The organism is Haemophilus parainfluenzae T3T1 (assembly GCF_000210895.1).
Lineage (GTDB): Bacteria > Pseudomonadota > Gammaproteobacteria > Enterobacterales > Pasteurellaceae > Haemophilus_D > Haemophilus_D parainfluenzae_A.
In genome coordinates, this window is sequence record NC_015964.1 from 806,870 (window position 1) to 825,000 (window position 18,131).

An 18,131-nucleotide genomic window follows, 5' to 3' on the forward strand; every position below is an offset into this window, starting at 1 on the left:
CTTATCCTTAATAACGAATTTTTGGATCGATGATGGCGTATAAAATATCCACAATCGCATTAAATAAAATGGTTAATGTACCCACTAAAATAGTGAGACTTAAAACTAAAGAATAGTCGCGATTCAATGCGCCGTTTACAAATAATAACCCCATGCCAGGTAAACCAAATACGCTTTCGATGACCATTGAGCCGGTAATAATCCCCACGAAAGCAGGGCCTAAATAGGTAATCACAGGTAAAAGTGCTGGGCGCAAAGCATGTTTTAAAATGATTCTCGACGTGGAAAGTCCTTTAGCTTTGGCTGTCCGAATAAAGTTGGAGTGCAGCACTTCAATCATCGAGCCACGCATGATACGCGCAATCCCTGCAACATAAGCGATAGTTAAGGATGCTACGGGTAAAATAATGTACATTGCTGAACCGCCATTCCAACCGCCAGCGGGTAACCACCCCAAATAAATGGCAAAAATCAGTACTAAGACTGGTGCGAAGACGAAACTTGGCATAATTACGCCAAGCATTGAGAAACTCATCAAAATATAATCCCAACGGCTATTTTGATTGAGTGCGGCAAGCGTACCCGCTGTGACACCTAACACAACAGCAAAGGCGAAAGCCACCATCCCTAATTTTATGGAAACAGGGAAAGCAGACGCGATTAAATCGTTCACTGATTGGTCTTTATATTTAAAAGAGGGACCAAAATCTCCTTTGGAAAGATTTTCTAAATAAAGGAAATATTGTTTATATAATGGTTCATTTAAATGATACTTCGCTTCGATATTAGCCATGACTTCTGGCGGATAAGCACGTTCAGAGGTGAACGGGCTGCCAGGGGCGAGGCGCATTAAAAAGAAAGAAAAAGTAATCAAAATAAACAGCGTCGGCAAGGCTTCCAACAGCCGTTTAAAAATAAACTTGAGCATAACAACTCCAACCAAAATGGGCGAAAAGTGCGGTCAAAAAATAAGATAATTTTTAACCGCACTTAAATACGAGCAACGAATTAATGTTTAATAATATAAAGGTTGCGTAAGTAAATATGATCTTGTGGATCTTTGCCTGAATAGCCTTTTACGTAAGGCTTCACTAAGCGTGGATTCACATAGTTAAAGATTGGCACGATACCGAAATCTTTTGCAAGAATTTCTTCGGCTTTCGCGTAGGCTTTTGCACGACCTTCCGCATCCGTTGCGACATAAGATTCAGCAATGGCTTTATCATATTCTGGGTTCGCATATTTTGCAGTGTTGTTACTCGAATTAGATAAGAAATAGTTGCCGAATGTTGTGGCTTGGTTGTAATCCGCATTCCATCCTGCACGTGCTGCATCGTAACGGCCTGCACGACGGCTATCAATGTAGGTTTTCCACTCTTGGTTTTCTAATTTCACATCAATTAAACCTTTGGTGTTCGCTTTCCACATAGATGCTGCAGCAATGGCCACTTTTTTGTGGTTTTCATTGGTGTTGTAAAGAATGCTGAATTTCAACGGATTCGCTTTGCTGTAGCCAGCTTCTTCTAAGAGTTTAATGGCTTCTTCATTACGTTGTGCCATTGGTTCTTTTGAATAAGCAGGTTGTTGAATGAGCTGACCTTCTTCGATGTAAGTCGGCGTAAACACATAGGTTGGTGTTTGACCTTGACCTAAAACTTTATCGGTGATCACATTACGGTCGAGGGATAAGTTCAAGGCTTTACGAACATTCACGTTATCAAAAGGCGCTTTCTTATTGTTTAACTCGTAAGAATAGGTCGCAAGCGTACGTGTCGTGAATACTTCACCAGGCAATTCTTTTTGTAATTTCGCAAACTGTTCTGGTGGTAAGGCGTAGCTTGTTATATCTAAATCACCTGCTCGATAACGCGCTACATCAGTACTTGGGTTTTCAATCGCAAGGAATGTTGCGCTGTTAATGACAGTCTCTTTATCGTTCCAGTAGAGTGGGTTACGTTCAAATTCGATTTTTTCATTAATAATGTGGTTCGCCAGTTTATAGGCACCATTACCCACGTAATTTTCTTTTTTCACCCATGCGTCACCCAATTTTTCGACCACTTTTTGCGGTAATGGCAATAAGGATTGGTGAGTCGTTAAACTGACTGCATAAGGCACAGGATTGGTTGCATGAACGACAAAGGTATAATCATCTTTTGCTTCAACACCTAATTCAGCCGGTTTTTTCTTACCGTCAATGATGTCTTGCGCATTTTCCACTTGTAAGTAACTTAAGTAACTTGCATAAGGGGCTGCTGTTGCAGGATCCACTAAACGACGCCAAGCAAACACGAAATCGTGCGCGGTAACAGGATCACCATTTGACCATTTGGCATCTTTACGTAAATGGAATGTCCACGTTTTGAAATCCGGCGTGTTTTCCCAGCTTTCAGCCACACCCGGTTGAAGTTTACCTTCAGAGTCTGAGGTGACGAGGCCTTCAAGTAATTGATAAGCAACGTTAGATTCAGGGACACCTTCGGTTTTTTGCGGGTCAAAACTTTGTGGTTCAGCCCCATTATTGATCACGATATGTTGTTTTTCATCTAATTGCGTTCCTTCAGGCACTATAACTGCTTGAGCAGAATAGGAAAGAGCAAGCGCAATGGCAGAGAAAAGTAGTTTGTGTTGCATTTGAGCCTCCTTGTCATTAGGCGATATTTTTATAAAGGGTCCTTCTCTTATTAGCTCAAAAATTCATGTTTGTAAAGATTTGTAAGGTAATTATTTAAAGAAAAATAACGTTTTGTGATTTGTATCTAATAAATCGCGAAAAAATTGCTAAAAGTGATGGTATGAGAGGATAAATTTAGAATGCATTGGTTTTCCCTATCGTAAATATTTTCCTGGACGAATTACCTTTTTAAAGCTAATTATGCTATCGTAAGACAGTCGAATTCAAACAAATCCATTCAAGGAGAATATAATGACAACTCAGTTAGATTCACTTCGTAGTATGACCGTCGTCGTGGCTGATACGGGCGATATTGATGCTATTAAAAAATACCAACCGCAAGATGCAACAACAAACCCATCTTTAATTTTAAGTGCTTCAGCATTACCACAATATGCACCATTAATTGATGAAGCGATTGCTTATGCCAAAGCGCAAAGTGCAGATAAAGCGCAACAATTAATTGATGCTGAAGATAAATTAGCAGTAAACATCGGTTTAGAAATTTTAAAAATTGTCCCAGGACGTATTTCAACTGAAGTGGATGCACGTCTTTCTTACGATACCCAAGCAACCGTTGAAAAAGCACGTAAACTTATCGCACTTTATAATGCGGCAGGTATTTCAAATGATCGTATCTTGATCAAAATTGCGTCAACATGGCAAGGTATTCGTGCAGCAGAGATTCTTGAAAAAGAAGGCATTAACTGTAACTTAACCTTATTATTCTCTGAAGCACAGGCTCGTGCGTGTGCTGAAGCGGGTGTTTATTTAATTTCACCATTCGTCGGCCGTATCTTAGACTGGTACAAAGCAAATACTGATAAAAAAGAATATGCTCCAGCAGAAGATCCAGGTGTCATTTCTGTAACCAAAATTTATAACTACTACAAAGAATACGGTTATAAAACCGTGGTAATGGGTGCAAGTTTCCGTAATGTCGGTGAAATTATTGAATTAGCAGGTTGTGACCGTTTAACTATCGCACCTGCTTTACTTAAAGAATTACAAGAAAATTCAACCGCACTTGTACGTAAACTAGACTACAAAGGTGAAGTAAAAGCGAAACCTCAACCATTAACTGAAGCAGAATTCTACTGGCAACATAACAGCGATGCGATGGCTGTTGAGAAATTAGTAGAGGGGATTCGCAAATTTGCAGTTGACCAAGAGAAATTAGAAGCAATGCTTTCAGCAAAACTTTAATTTTAAAAACATGAAAGTGCGGTTAGAAATAACCGCACTTTTTGTTTATGCAGAGAGCAAAAGTGATTTTTTGAAAACTAAAAAATACGATTTCAATAATGGCTAACAGAAAGAGCAATATTAAGGCTTAAATAAATTCTTTTGTAGTTATCTTTCAAGTTGGTTAGAATGAAGACAATTTTTTGTAATAGGAAAGTGGAATGAAAAAAGCACCTTTACTTGCGGTAGGCTTAATGGCAACGACTATTTTAACAGGTTGTGCAACCAAAGCTGATGGTGAACGCAATGATAAATTAGAAGGTTTTAACCGTACGATGTTTGATTTTAACTATAAAGTCATGGATCGCTATGTGTTGGAACCAGCAGCAAAAGGCTGGCGTGATTACGTGCCGACACCGGTCACAAAAGGTTTATCCAATGTGGCAAACAACTTGGATGAGCCAGTGAGCTTTGTTAACCGTTTATTAGAAGGTGAACCGAAAAAAGCCTTTGTTCACTTTAACCGTTTTTGGATTAACTCAACCTTTGGTATCGGTGGCTTATTTGACTTTGCAAGTGCAAGCAAGGAATTACAAGTTTACGATCAACGTAGCTTTGGTGAAACATTGGGCACCTATGGTGTAGATGCAGGCGCTTATATTGTATTGCCAATTTATAATGCAACGACACCTCGTCAATTAACGGGGGCAGTAGTCGATGCAGCTTATACCTATCCGTTCTGGAATTGGGTAGGCGGTCCGTGGTCACTTGTAAAATATGGTGTGCAAGCGGTAGATAAACGCTCGAAAACATTGGATCAAACCGAGTTGCTAAATCAAGCACAAGATCCTTATGTTACTTTCCGCGAAGCTTATTATCAGAATTTAGAATTTAAAGTAAATGATGGCAAAGTGAAAGAAGGTTCACAGAAAGAACTCTCTGATGATGTATTAAAAGAGATTGATTAAGAATACTCATATAAGTATTAAGACACTTATATGTTAGGATAGCAAGCGTGTTTATACGTCAAGATTAAAGGAGAATATCATGACTAAAATCATTCATACAGAAAAAGCCCCAGCAGCAATCGGCCCTTATGTTCAAGCGGTAGATTTAGGTAATTTGGTTTTAACATCAGGTCAAATTCCGGTTAATCCAGCAACGGGTGAAGTGCCGAAAGATATTGTGGCACAAGCTCGTCAATCTTTAGAGAATGTGAAAGCGATTATTGAACAAGCGGGTTTGACCGTAGGTGATATTGTGAAAACCACTGTGTTTGTGAAAGATCTGAATGATTTTGCAGCAGTAAATGCAGAGTATGAGAAGTTCTTTAAAGAAAATAATCATCCTAACTTCCCTGCACGTTCTTGTGTAGAGGTCGCTCGATTACCAAAAGATGTAGGTGTGGAAATCGAAGCAATTGCGGTAAGAAAATAATAGCAAAGTGCGGTTAAAATCTGCAGATTTTTTCTACAATAGACTTTACAAGAGCGAGATTAATCACTATAATCTCGCTCCTAAATTACGCTTAGCGTAAAATTTCTGGTTGGTGCTTGACCTATTCAAGCCCCGTCCAAGACCGTAGGGAATGGTTAGCAATAATCGTCTTAATAATCCTACGTAGATGGTGAACAGAATAAGAATATTTCTTGCTTCTGGGCACCGAAGTCGTCCTAGTCTGAAAGATAACTCTTTCGATGAGGTAAATTAATTCCGAGAAATCGGAGTGTATTCAGGAGCTAAAAGCCAATGGCATTAAATCTTCAAGACAAACAAGCAATTGTTGCTGAAGTAAATGAAGCAGCCAAAGGTGCACTTTCAGCAGTAATCGCGGATTCTCGCGGTGTAACTGTTGATAAAATGACTGAATTACGTAAAGCAGCTCGTGAAGCTGGTGTAACAATGCGCGTTGTTCGTAATACTTTATTACGTCGTGCGGTTGAAGGCACTGATTTCGAATGCTTACAAGATACGTTTGTAGGTCCAACACTTATCGCATTCTCTCATGAACACCCAGGTGCAGCAGCACGTTTGTTCAAAGATTTTGCTAAAGCAAACGATAAGTTTGAAATTAAAGGTGCAGCCTTTGAAGGTAAGATCCAAGATGTTGAATTCTTAGCAACATTACCAACTTACGAAGAAGCAATTGCACGTTTAATGGGCACAATGAAAGAAGCTGCGGCAGGCAAACTTGTTCGCACTTTTGCGGCATTACGCGACAAATTACAAGAAGCAGCTTAATCATTAAGCGTTTCTTACTTCATTTAACTTTATTAATTTTAGGAATTGATTGTTATGTCATTAACTAACGAACAAATCATTGAAGCGATTGCTTCTAAATCTGTAACTGAAATCGTTGAATTAATCGCAGCGATGGAAGAAAAATTCGGCGTTTCTGCAGCAGCAGTAGCAGCAGCTCCAGTAGCTGGCGGTGCAGCAGCAGCGGCAGAAGAAAAAACTGAATTCGACGTAGTTCTTGCTGAAGCTGGTGCTAACAAAGTAGCAGTTATCAAAGCAGTACGTGGTGCAACTGGTTTAGGCTTAAAAGAAGCTAAAGACTTAGTTGAATCTGCTCCAGCTAACTTAAAAGAAGGCATTTCTAAAGAAGAAGCTGAAGCACTTAAGAAAGAATTAGAAGAAGCTGGTGCAAAAGTAGAAATCAAATAATTTTTGATTTACTTATGTCCTGTTTCTCAGGCTTAATGGCTGGTGGTTTACCATCAGCCATTTTGTGCTATCAAAAACAGCACAAAAAACAGATAGGCATTTTCCGTTTAATGGTATCTGTTTCCACTTAAATTAATCAGACGTTTTAATTTAAGTAGCCCACTACAGAAGTAAGGTTCAGAGTGCGGTATCCGAAACGGCGTCAATCCCCGATATAAATAAAAGCGTCAATCAATTTGACCGCACTTTTTTATATCAACTCGGTCTCACTAAAATTTACAGAGGAAAACCAATAATGGGTTACTCCTATACTGAGAAAAAACGAATTCGTAAAGACTTCGGCAAACGTTCGCAAGTTTTAAATGTACCTTATTTATTAACCATCCAATTAGATTCTTTTGATAAATTCATTCAAAAAGATCCTGAAGGTCAACAAGGCTTAGAAGCTGCATTCCGTTCTGTTTTCCCAATCGTAAGCAATAACGGTTATACAGAATTACAATATGTTGATTACCGTTTAGAAGAGCCAGAATTTGATGTACGTGAATGTCAAATTCGTGGTTCAACTTATGCAGCAGGTTTACGCGTAAAATTACGTTTGGTCAGCTACGATAAAGAATCTTCATCACGCGCAGTCAAAGACATTAAAGAAAGCGAAGTATATATGGGTGAAATCCCATTAATGACTGACAACGGTACTTTTGTTATCAATGGTACTGAGCGTGTTATCGTTTCACAATTACACCGTAGCCCGGGCGTATTCTTTGATTCTGACAAAGGTAAAACACACTCTTCAGGTAAAGTGCTTTATAACGCACGCATTATCCCTTACCGTGGTTCTTGGTTAGATTTCGAATTTGATCCAAAAGATAACTTATATGCGCGTATTGACCGCCGCCGTAAATTACCGGCAACCATTATTTTACGTGCGTTAGGTTACACCGTTGAAGAAATCTTAAACTTATTCTTCGATAAAGTAACTTTCGAAATCGCTGGCAATAAATTACTCATGACATTAGTGCCAGAACGTCTACGTGGTGAAACGGCAACATTTGATATTGAAGCAAATGGCAAAGTCTATGTAGAACGCGGTCGTCGTATTACAGCTCGTCACATCAAAGCATTAGAAAAAGATAATGTGACCCAAGTTGAAGTGCCAACTGAATATATCGCAGGTAAAGTTGCAGCGAAAGATTATGTAGATCTTGAATCAGGTGAAATCATTTGCCCAGCAAATGGCGAGATTTCTTTAGAAGTGTTAGCGAAATTATCGCAAGCAGGCTATAAAGTGATCGAAACATTATTCACCAATGACTTAGATTACGGTCCATATATCTCTGAAACATTACGTGTTGATCCAACTTACGATCGTGTAAGTGCATTATATGAAATCTATCGTATGATGCGTCCAGGTGAACCACCTACACCAGAATCTTCAGAAGCATTATTCAATAACTTATTCTTCTCTGCAGAACGTTATGATTTATCTGCAGTAGGTCGTATGAAGTTTAATCGTTCGTTAGGTATTCCTGAAGGCGAGGGTACTGGTATTTTAAGTAACGACGATATCATTCGTGTGATGAAAAAACTCATCGACATTCGTAATGGTCGTGGTGAAGTGGATGATATCGACCACTTGGGTAACCGTCGTATTCGCTCAGTGGGTGAAATGGCTGAAAACCAATTCCGTATTGGTTTAGTTCGTGTAGAAAGAGCAGTTAAAGAGCGTTTATCTTTAGGTGATTTAGATGCGATCACGCCACAAGACTTAATTAATCCAAAACCAATTTCTGCGGCAGTGAAAGAATTTTTTGGTTCTTCACAACTTTCGCAATTCATGGACCAAAACAACCCATTATCAGAAGTAACACATAAACGTCGTATTTCTGCATTAGGTCCAGGCGGTTTGACGCGTGAACGCGCAGGCTTTGAGGTACGTGACGTACATAACACCCACTATGGTCGTTTATGTCCAATCGAAACCCCTGAAGGTCCAAACATCGGTTTGATCAACTCACTTTCTGCGTTTGCTCGTACGAACGATTACGGTTTCTTAGAAACTCCATATCGTAAAGTGGTTGATGGTCAAGTAACCGAAGAAATCGAATACTTATCTGCAATTGATGAAGCAAACTACATCATTGCACAGGCGAACTCAAACCTTGATGAGAATAATCGCTTTACAGATGCATTCGTTACTGCACGTGGTGAACGCGGTGAATCTGGTCTTTATAAACCAGAAGAAATTCACTATATGGACGTTTCAACTCAACAAGTGGTATCTGTGGCTGCAGCGTTAATTCCATTCTTAGAGCATGACGATGCGAACCGTGCCTTAATGGGTGCGAACATGCAACGTCAAGCGGTTCCTACTTTACGTGCTGATAAGCCGTTAGTGGGTACAGGTATGGAAAAACCAATCGCACTTGACTCAGGTGTGGCGGTTGTAGCGAAACGTGGTGGTATAGTTCAATATGTTGATGCTTCTCGTATCGTTATTAAAGTAAATGAAGACGAAACTGTAGCAGGCGAAGCGGGTATTGATATTTATAACTTAATTAAATACACCCGTTCTAACCAAAATACGTGTATCAACCAAATTCCTTGTGTGAATTTAGGCGATCCAATTAACCGTGGTGAAGTGTTAGCAGATGGTCCTTCAACAGACTTAGGTGAATTAGCATTAGGTCAAAATATCCGTGTGGCGTTCATGCCTTGGAACGGTTATAACTTCGAAGACTCAATGTTAGTTTCCGAGCGTGTTGTACAACAAGACCGCTTCACGACAATCCACATTCAAGAATTATCTTGTGTGGCGCGTGATACTAAATTAGGTTCTGAAGAAATCACTGCGGATATTCCAAACGTAGGTGAATCTGCATTAAGCAAATTGGATGAATCTGGTATCGTGTATGTGGGGGCTGAAGTAAAAGGTGGCGACATCTTAGTCGGTAAAGTCACCCCTAAAGGCGAAACTCAATTAACACCAGAAGAAAAATTGTTACGTGCAATCTTCGGTGAAAAAGCATCTGATGTGAAAGACTCTTCATTACGTGTACCAAATAGCGTAAGCGGTACTGTAATTGACGTTCAAGTCTTCACCCGTGATGGCGTAGAAAAAGACAAACGTGCATTAGAAATTGAAGAAATGCAGTTAAAACAAGCTAAGAAAGACCTTTCTGATGAATTAGAAATCTTAGAAGCTGGCTTGTTTGCTCGTGTGCGTAATCTACTTATCGCTGGTGGTATTGATGCGGCTCAATTAGATAAAATGGATCGCACCAAATGGTTAGAACAAACCATTTCAGATGAAGAAAAACAAAACCAATTAGAACAGCTTGCTGAGCAATATGAAGAATTACGTAAAGAGTTTGAACACAAACTTGAAGTAAAACGTAAGAAAATCATTAAAGGCGATGACCTCGCACCAGGCGTGTTAAAAGTGGTTAAAGTTTACCTAGCGGTGAAACGTCACATTCAACCGGGTGATAAAATGGCGGGTCGTCACGGTAACAAAGGTGTTATCTCAAAAATCAATCCAGTGGAAGATATGCCATACGATGAAAACGGTCAACCGGTTGAAATCGTATTGAACCCACTGGGTGTACCATCTCGTATGAACATCGGTCAGATCTTAGAAACTCACTTAGGCTTAGCTGCTAAAGGTATCGGTGATCAAATCAATACGATGATCAAACAAAAACAAGATGTTGAGAAACTTCGTGGCTATATGCAAAAAGCATACGATTTAGGTCATGGTGCACAAAAAGTGGATTTAAGCACCTTTAGTGATGACGAAATCATGCGTTTAGCAGAAAACCTACGTAAAGGTTTACCGGTAGCAACACCAGTGTTTGATGGTGCTGATGAGCAAGAAATCAAAGAAATGTTGAAACTTGGTGGCTTACCAACTTCAGGTCAGATCACGTTATACGATGGCCGTACTGGTGAGAAATTCGAGCGTCCAGTAACCGTAGGTTATATGTACATGCTCAAATTGAACCACTTAGTTGATGACAAAATGCATGCTCGTTCAACAGGTTCTTATAGTCTTGTTACTCAACAACCACTTGGTGGTAAAGCACAATTCGGTGGTCAACGTTTCGGTGAGATGGAGGTATGGGCACTTGAAGCATACGGTGCTGCTTACACCTTACAAGAAATGTTAACTGTGAAATCCGATGACGTGAACGGCCGTACGAAGATGTATAAAAACATCGTCGGTGGCAACCAACAAATGGATCCGGGTACACCGGAATCTTTCAACGTAATTATGAAAGAAATCCGTTCACTTGGTTTGAATATCGAGCTAGACGAAGAGTAATCGACAAACCGGTCTTCCCCTGTACGCAGGGGAAGCAAAAGGAAGAAATCGCCGAAGTGCGGTTAAAAAACAAAATATTTTTGACCGCACTTTGAAACCCTTAACTCCGACAGGAGACTATTTGTGAAAGACTTAGTTAAGTTTTTAAAAGCACAATCAAAAACCAGTGAAGATTTTGATGTGATTAAAATTGGGTTAGCTTCTCCAGACATGATCCGTTCTTGGTCATTTGGTGAAGTTAAAAAACCTGAAACAATCAACTATCGTACGTTCAAACCTGAGCGTGACGGTCTTTTCTGTGCACGTATCTTCGGGCCAGTAAAAGATTACGAATGTTTATGTGGAAAATATAAACGCTTAAAACACCGTGGTGTGATTTGTGAAAAATGTGGTGTTGAAGTAACACAAACTAAAGTGCGTCGTGAACGTATGGGCCACATTGAATTGGCTTGTCCTGTGGCACACATTTGGTTCTTAAAATCACTTCCGTCCCGTATCGGTTTATTACTTGATATGCCGTTACGTGATATTGAGCGTGTGCTTTACTTTGAAATGTACATCGTAACCGAACCGGGTATGACCGATTTGGAACGTGGACAGTTATTAACTGAAGAACAATTCCTTGATGCAGAAGACCGCTGGCAAGATGAATTCGAAGCGAAAATGGGTGCTGAAGCAATTCAAGATTTACTTAAAGGTATTGATCTTGAAGTGGAATGTGAAAAATTACGTGAAGAGTTACAAGAAACTAACTCTGAAACCAAACGTAAGAAAATCACTAAACGCTTAAAATTATTAGAAGCTTTCCAACAATCTGGTAACAAACCAGAGTGGATGGTGATGACTGTATTACCAGTACTTCCACCAGATTTACGTCCGTTAGTACCATTAGATGGTGGTCGTTTTGCAACTTCTGACTTGAACGATTTATATCGTCGCGTGATCAACCGTAACAACCGTTTAAAACGTTTATTGGATTTAATCGCACCAGATATTATCGTGCGTAACGAAAAACGTATGTTACAAGAATCTGTTGATGCGTTATTAGATAATGGTCGTCGTGGTCGTGCGATTACGGGGTCTAACCGTCGTCCATTGAAATCACTTGCGGATATGATCAAAGGTAAACAAGGTCGTTTCCGTCAAAACTTATTAGGTAAACGTGTTGACTATTCAGGCCGTTCTGTAATCACTGTAGGTCCATACTTGCACTTACACCAATGTGGTTTACCGAAGAAAATGGCATTGGAATTATTCCGTCCGTTTATCTACGCAAAATTAGAAAGCCGTGGTTATGCAACTACAATCAAAGCGGCTAAGAAAATGGTTGAGCGTGAAGACGCGATCGTTTGGGATATCTTGGCAGAAGTTATTCGTGAGCACCCAATTCTATTGAACCGTGCACCGACACTTCACCGTTTAGGTATCCAAGCGTTTGAACCACTTCTAATCGAAGGTAAAGCAATCCAGTTACACCCACTTGTTTGTGCAGCGTTCAACGCGGACTTCGATGGTGACCAAATGGCGGTTCACGTCCCATTAACACTTGAAGCTCAGTTAGAAGCGCGTGCGTTAATGATGTCAACCAACAACGTACTTTCACCTGCAAACGGTGATCCAATTATCGTTCCATCACAAGACGTGGTGTTGGGTCTTTACTATATGACCCGTGAAAAAGTAAACGGTAAAGGTGAAGGCATGTTATTGCAAGATCCGCGCGAAGCTGAAAAAGCATATCGCACAGGTGAAGCAGAGTTACATTCTCGCGTTAAAGTACGTATTACTGAATATGTGAAAAATGAAGCTGGCGAATTCGAAGAGAAAACCACATTAACCGACACCACTATCGGTCGTGCAATCTTATGGATGATTGCACCAAAAGGTATGCCTTATTCATTGTTCAACCAAACATTAGGTAAAAAAGCAATTTCTAAACTTATCAACGAAGCTTATCGTCGTTTAGGTTTGAAAGAAGCGGTAATGTTTGCTGACCATATTATGTATACCGGTTTTGCTTATGCTGCTCGTTCAGGTTCTTCTGTGGGTATCGACGATATGGTTATCCCAGAGAAAAAATACGAAATTATTTCTGCAGCGGAAGAAGAAGTGGCAGAAATTCAAGAACAGTTCCAATCTGGTCTTGTAACAGCTGGCGAACGTTATAACAAAGTCATCGATATTTGGGCTGCGGCGAATGAGCGCGTAGCGAAAGCGATGATGGAAAACTTATCTCAGGAAGAAGTAATCAACCGTGAAGGTAACCCTGAGAAACAAGCTTCTTTCAACAGTATCTTTATGATGGCTGACTCTGGTGCGCGTGGTTCTGCAGCTCAGATTCGTCAGTTAGCAGGTATGCGTGGTTTGATGGCGCGTCCAGATGGTTCGATCATCGAAACCCCAATTACAGCGAACTTCCGTGAAGGTTTGAACGTACTTCAGTACTTTATTTCAACCCACGGTGCGCGTAAAGGTTTGGCGGATACCGCATTAAAAACAGCAAACTCTGGTTACTTAACTCGTCGTTTAGTTGACGTGGCACAAGACTTAGTGATCGTTGAAGATGACTGTGGTACACACGAAGGCTTAGTCATGACTCCATTAATTGAAGGTGGTGATGAGAAAGTTCCACTTCGCGAATTAGTGTTAGGTCGTGTTGTAGCTGAAGATGTGTACAAACCAGGTACAGAAGAGGTCTTAATTGCACGTAACACTTTATTAGATGAAAAACTTTGTGATGTGTTAGATGCAAACTCAGTGGACAGCGTAAAAGTACGTTCTGTTGTAACTTGTGATACTGACTTCGGTGTATGTGCGAAATGTTACGGTCGTGACTTAGCGCGTGGTCACCTCATCAACCAAGGTGAAGCAGTTGGTGTTATCGCTGCTCAATCTATCGGTGAGCCAGGTACACAGTTAACCATGCGTACGTTCCACATCGGTGGTGCAGCTTCTGCAGCAGCGAAAGAATCTAGCGTACAAATCAAAAACAACGGTACTTTACACCTTGCTAACGCGAAATTCGTTGTTAATGACGAAGGTAAATTAGTTTTAACTTCTCGTAATACTGAATTAACCGTTACAGATGAATTTGGTCGTACGAAAGAACACTATAAAGTGCCTTACGGTACTGTGTTGAATAAAGCAGATGGTCAAGAAGTATCAGCGGGTGAAACAGTAGCAAACTGGGATCCACATACCATGCCAGTTGTCTCTGAAGTATCAGGTTTTGTGAAATTCATCGATATCGTGGACGGTTTAACTGTAACTCGTCAAACGGATGAATTAACTGGTCTTTCTTCTATCGTGGTACAAGACGTGGGTGAACGTGCAACTGCAGGTAAAGATTTACGTCCAACCATCAAATTAGTTGATGCAAAAGGTAACGATATCTTCTTACCTGAAACTGACGTTATTGCACAATACTTCTTACCAGGTAAAGCAATCGTAAGTTTAGATGACGGTGCGGAAGTGAAAGTGGGTGAACCACTTGCACGTATTCCACAAGAATCTGTGGGTACTAAAGATATTACCGGTGGTCTTCCACGCGTTGCTGATTTATTCGAAGCACGTAAACCGAAAGAGCCAGCAATCTTGGCTGAAATTTCAGGTATCGTGTCCTTCGGTAAAGAAACCAAAGGTAAACGTCGCTTGTTAATCACCCCAACTGAAGGTGAAATCTACGAAGAAATGATTCCAAAATGGCGTCAACTCAACGTATTTGAAGGCGAGATGGTAGAACGTGGTGATGTGATTTCTGATGGTGCAGAGACTCCACACGATATCTTACGTTTACGTGGTGTTCGTGCTGTAACTGAATATATCGTGAACGAAGTGCAAGAAGTTTACCGCTTACAAGGGGTAAAAATTAACGATAAGCACATCGAAGTAATCGTACGTCAAATGTTACGTAAAGCAGTCATCACTAAAGCTTATGACAGCGAATTCCTCGAAGGGGAACAAGTTGAAGTGGCTCGCGTGAAAATTGTGAACCGTAAACGTGAAGCGGAAGGTAAACCACCAGTTGAATTCGAACGTGAATTACTTGGTATTACCAAAGCGTCATTGGCGACAGAATCCTTCATTTCTGCGGCATCGTTCCAAGAAACCACTCGCGTGCTTACTGAAGCAGCGGTGGCGGGTAAACGTGATGAATTACGTGGCTTGAAAGAGAACGTAATCGTAGGTCGTTTAATCCCTGCAGGTACTGGTTTTGCGTATCACCAAGGTCGTCATAAAAAACGTATTGTAGATGATGTTGTGATTAAATTGTCTGAAGACGATGAAGCAGCAATTGCTGATGAATTCGTGATGACAGCAGATGATGCAACAACTAACTTGGCAGAAATGCTTAATATGGCAGATGATGCAGAGTAATCGCTAATCGATAAAATAAAACCCGAGTTTAGGCTCGGGTTTTTTATTATCTCAATAAAGAAAGTGCGGTCAGTTTTTAATGAATTTTTCTTTTGGAAAAGTATTGTAAAAACTGACCGCACTTTCTTTTCATCAATAAAAGGCCACCTTGTTGGTGGCCTTAAAATATTGAGTTTAAGCTAAGATTACCAGCCTTTTACAACACCATCTTTAAAGTGTTTTTTCGCTTCTTGGTAAACTTCTTCAGTTTGGTATGCTTTCACGAAATCTTGGATCGCTTTACTGTCTTTGTTATCAGTACGCGCAACGATGATGTTTACGTATGGAGAATCTTTGTCTTCTACAAATACGCCGTTATCTTGTGCATTTAAGCCAACTTGACCAGCATAAGTGTTATTTACAACCGCAAGATCAACATCATCTAATGCACGAGCTGCAACAGAGGTATCTACTTCAGAAATTTTTAAGTTTTTCGGATTTTCAACGATATCTGCGACAGTTGAAAGAAGATCGTTAGAATTTTTAAGTTTGATTAAACCTTGTTTTTCAAGAAGGATTAATGCACGACCACGGTTTGATGGGTCATTTGGCACAACAACTTTCGCGCCATCTTTTAATTCATTTACATTTTTGATGGTTTTAGAATAGCCAGCAAGCGGGTAAACAAAGGTGTTACCAACGATCACTAGATTGTTTAAGTTTTTCGCTTTTACATCTTCATCTAAGTAAGGTTTGTGTTGCATTGCGTTAGCATCTAAATCACCTTTAGATACAGCAGTATTTGGTAACGCATAGTCATTGAATAAAACAAATTCAACATTTAAGTTGTATTTATCTTTTGCCACTTTTGCAGCAGTTTCTGCAACTTGGTGTTCAGGACCCGCCATTACACCAACTTTGATTGATGTTGCTGCAGGCGCAGTTGACACTGCATCTGCTTTTTTCTCTTCTTTACAACCTGTTAATACTAATGCTGACGCGATAGCGGTTATAGCAAATAAGTTTTTTAATTTCATGTTTTTTCCTTGTTGTGAATAAAATGGTATAGAAAATAATTAACGGTGATCCACTCGTTTTGCGAGCGTATCGCCTAATTTTTGGCTGAGCATCACGATAATCACGATAACAATCGTTGCCGCCCAAGTTACCGATGGCATATTACGATAGACACCATAGTTAATGGCGAGGCTTCCTAAGCCGCCACCACCTTGCGTTCCCGCCATTGCGGTATAGCCAATTAATGTCACGAAAGTGAGCGTAATGGCATTAATAATCGTTGGTAATGATTCAGGTAAATAGAATTTACGAATAATTTGCCAATTGGTTGCGCCCATTGCTTTTGCGGTTTCTGTTAAACCGGTTGGAATCTCAAAGAGTGCATTACTTGTTAGGCGAGCAAAAAATGGTGTTGCCGCTGCACTTAATGACACAATTGCAGCATTAGAACCAATACTACCGCCAGGAAGTAACCAACTGGTAAGCGGAATTAAAGCAAGTAACAAAATAATATAAGGGATTGAACGTCCGATATTAATAATGACGTTTAAGAACGCATTGAGTTTTTTGTTTTCTAAAATCGCCCCTTTATTGGTTAAGAAGGTTAAAAAACCCAGTGGTAAGCCTAATAAAGCCGCAATTAATGTCGATAATACTGACATATAAATTGTTTCAACGGTCGATACCGTCAGTAAACTCGCGAAGTTATCGGGGAATTGTTGGCTAAATGTTGCCCATAACTCATTGAACATAGCCTAGCACCTCTACTCGAACGTTATTTTCCATTAAATAAACTTTGGTTTGTGTAATTGCATCTTCATCACCTTCAACTTCAGCAATCGTAAAGCCAAATTTAACGCCACCGGCATAATCAATTTGTGATGTTAAGATACTGAGTTCCACACCAAACTTTTTCGATGCTTGAGAAAGTAATGGCGCATCGACGGAACGACCGGTAAATTCAAATTTGATGATTGGATACGATTTAGCGTGTTTTGGCGTATCAGATAAATTTTCTAAATATTCTTCTGGCAACGTAATGTGGAAGGTCGAGCTGATAAACTCTTGGGCCAATTCTGTTTTCGGATTAGAGAAAATCTCACTAACCGTGCCTTGTTCAATCAGGCGGCCTTTATCAATCACGGCAACTTGGTCGCAGATACGTTTAACCACTTCCATTTCATGGGTGATAAGAAGAATGGTGATACCTAAAGTGCGGTTGATTTCTTTTAATAATTTTAGAATGGATTGAGTTGTGGCCGGATCCAATGCGCTGGTGGCTTCATCACAAAGTAAGACTTTTGGATCGCTTGCAAGTGCACGCGCAATCGCTACTCGTTGTTTTTGACCACCAGAGAGATTAGCAGGATACACATTATGTTTATCACTTAATCCTACAAGCGCTAAAAGTGCGGTCGTTTTTTCTTGAATTTCTGCTTTCGATTTATTTTCTAATTCAAGTGGCAATGCTACGTTTTCAAAAACGGTTCGAGAGGTCAATAAATTAAAATGTTGGAAAATCATGCCGATTTGGCGGCGTGTTTTCACTAATTCAGCGTCAGAAAGCTGAGTCAGATCCACATCATCGATGAGCACAGCACCGTGAGTCGGTCTTTCTAATAAGTTTACACAACGGATAAGTGTACTTTTACCTGCACCAGAGGCACCAATGACACCACAAATCTGCCCCTTCGGCACATGTAATGAAACATTATCAAGTGCGGTCAGTTTTTTATCCGGAAGTGTAAAAATCTTCGTAATGTTATTTAGCTTAATCATATAAGCCCTTGTTCTCAGTTAATATTTGAATTTCATTTGTATTCTAGACGTCTAGAATGCTGTGTCAATATGTTACGGGATCTTTTTTAGACGGATCGGTTATGACTTATTATTGCTTATATTAAGGATAAA

General features: G+C 40.0%; 12 protein-coding genes. 7 read left to right on the forward strand and 5 right to left on the reverse strand.

Features of this window, described 5'->3' with window-relative positions; genetic code table 11:
- Positions 1 to 7: 7 nt before the first annotated feature.
- Together oppB and PARA_RS04125 are read right to left on the reverse strand one after the other, a co-directional pair.
- Positions 8 to 928 (reverse strand): oligopeptide ABC transporter permease OppB, encoded by a 921-nt coding sequence (gene oppB, locus PARA_RS04120; RefSeq protein WP_014064666.1) that lies wholly within the window; start codon positions 926 to 928, stop codon positions 8 to 10.
- An 80-nt stretch (positions 929 to 1,008) separates the two neighbouring features.
- Entirely contained in the window at positions 1,009 to 2,634 is a 1,626-nt protein-coding gene (locus tag PARA_RS04125; RefSeq protein WP_014064667.1) for an ABC transporter substrate-binding protein, read from the reverse strand.
- Between the two features lie 292 nt (positions 2,635 to 2,926).
- On the opposite strand from PARA_RS04125, the gene tal reads away from it, so the two are divergent.
- From tal to rpoC, 7 genes are all read left to right on the forward strand, one after another.
- The gene (gene tal, locus PARA_RS04130) at positions 2,927 to 3,880 is read left to right on the forward strand and encodes a transaldolase (RefSeq protein WP_014064668.1); all 954 of its coding nucleotides are present in this window, start codon (positions 2,927 to 2,929) and stop codon (positions 3,878 to 3,880) included.
- Between the two features lie 200 nt (positions 3,881 to 4,080).
- The gene (locus PARA_RS04135; RefSeq protein WP_014064669.1) at positions 4,081 to 4,827 is read left to right on the forward strand and encodes a VacJ family lipoprotein; all 747 of its coding nucleotides are present in this window, start codon (positions 4,081 to 4,083) and stop codon (positions 4,825 to 4,827) included.
- Between the two features lie 79 nt (positions 4,828 to 4,906).
- Positions 4,907 to 5,296, forward strand: coding sequence for a RidA family protein (locus tag PARA_RS04140; RefSeq protein ID WP_014064670.1), 390 nt, complete (start codon positions 4,907 to 4,909; stop codon positions 5,294 to 5,296).
- Between the two features lie 312 nt (positions 5,297 to 5,608).
- Entirely contained in the window at positions 5,609 to 6,100 is a 492-nt protein-coding gene (rplJ, locus tag PARA_RS04145; RefSeq protein WP_014064671.1) for a 50S ribosomal protein L10, read from the forward strand.
- Positions 6,101 to 6,154: 54 nt separating this feature from the next.
- Positions 6,155 to 6,526 (forward strand): 50S ribosomal protein L7/L12, encoded by a 372-nt coding sequence (rplL, locus tag PARA_RS04150; RefSeq protein ID WP_014064672.1) that lies wholly within the window; start codon positions 6,155 to 6,157, stop codon positions 6,524 to 6,526.
- A gap of 295 nt (positions 6,527 to 6,821) precedes the next feature.
- The gene (gene rpoB / locus PARA_RS04155) at positions 6,822 to 10,850 is read left to right on the forward strand and encodes a DNA-directed RNA polymerase subunit beta (RefSeq protein WP_014064674.1); all 4,029 of its coding nucleotides are present in this window, start codon (positions 6,822 to 6,824) and stop codon (positions 10,848 to 10,850) included.
- A gap of 123 nt (positions 10,851 to 10,973) precedes the next feature.
- Positions 10,974 to 15,224 (forward strand): DNA-directed RNA polymerase subunit beta', encoded by a 4,251-nt coding sequence (gene rpoC / locus PARA_RS04160; protein WP_014064675.1) that lies wholly within the window; start codon positions 10,974 to 10,976, stop codon positions 15,222 to 15,224.
- Positions 15,225 to 15,409: 185 nt separating this feature from the next.
- On the opposite strand, the gene PARA_RS04165 is transcribed toward rpoC, so the two are convergent.
- From PARA_RS04165 to metN, 3 genes are read right to left on the reverse strand one after another with little or no spacing between them, the layout of a single operon-like run.
- Positions 15,410 to 16,240, reverse strand: coding sequence for a MetQ/NlpA family lipoprotein (locus PARA_RS04165; RefSeq protein WP_014064677.1), 831 nt, complete (start codon positions 16,238 to 16,240; stop codon positions 15,410 to 15,412).
- Between the two features lie 39 nt (positions 16,241 to 16,279).
- Positions 16,280 to 16,972 carry a methionine ABC transporter permease gene (locus tag PARA_RS04170; protein ID WP_014064678.1) on the reverse strand — a complete coding sequence of 231 codons (693 nt, stop codon included), beginning with the start codon at positions 16,970 to 16,972 and terminating at the stop codon, positions 16,280 to 16,282.
- On the reverse strand, positions 16,962 to 17,999 hold the full coding sequence (gene metN, locus PARA_RS04175) for a methionine ABC transporter ATP-binding protein MetN (RefSeq protein ID WP_014064679.1): 1,038 nt from the start codon (positions 17,997 to 17,999) through the stop codon (positions 16,962 to 16,964). Before metN ends, PARA_RS04170 begins: the two co-directional genes overlap by 11 nt.
- Positions 18,000 to 18,131: the final 132 nt, after the last annotated feature.

Coding starts and splice junctions, on each gene's coding strand:
- tal (WP_014064668.1), top strand. CDS start 2,927: ATGACAACTCAGTTAGATTCACTTCGTAGTATGACCGTCGTCGTGGCT.
- rplL (WP_014064672.1), top strand. CDS start 6,155: ATGTCATTAACTAACGAACAAATCATTGAAGCGATTGCTTCTAAATCT.
- PARA_RS04170 (WP_014064678.1), bottom strand. CDS start 16,972: ATGTTCAATGAGTTATGGGCAACATTTAGCCAACAATTCCCCGATAAC.
- rpoB (WP_014064674.1), top strand. CDS start 6,822: ATGGGTTACTCCTATACTGAGAAAAAACGAATTCGTAAAGACTTCGGC.
- PARA_RS04165 (WP_014064677.1), bottom strand. CDS start 16,240: ATGAAATTAAAAAACTTATTTGCTATAACCGCTATCGCGTCAGCATTA.
- PARA_RS04140 (WP_014064670.1), top strand. CDS start 4,907: ATGACTAAAATCATTCATACAGAAAAAGCCCCAGCAGCAATCGGCCCT.
- oppB (WP_014064666.1), bottom strand. CDS start 928: ATGCTCAAGTTTATTTTTAAACGGCTGTTGGAAGCCTTGCCGACGCTG.
- PARA_RS04125 (WP_014064667.1), bottom strand. CDS start 2,634: ATGCAACACAAACTACTTTTCTCTGCCATTGCGCTTGCTCTTTCCTAT.
- PARA_RS04135 (WP_014064669.1), top strand. CDS start 4,081: ATGAAAAAAGCACCTTTACTTGCGGTAGGCTTAATGGCAACGACTATT.
- rplJ (WP_014064671.1), top strand. CDS start 5,609: ATGGCATTAAATCTTCAAGACAAACAAGCAATTGTTGCTGAAGTAAAT.
- metN (WP_014064679.1), bottom strand. CDS start 17,999: ATGATTAAGCTAAATAACATTACGAAGATTTTTACACTTCCGGATAAA.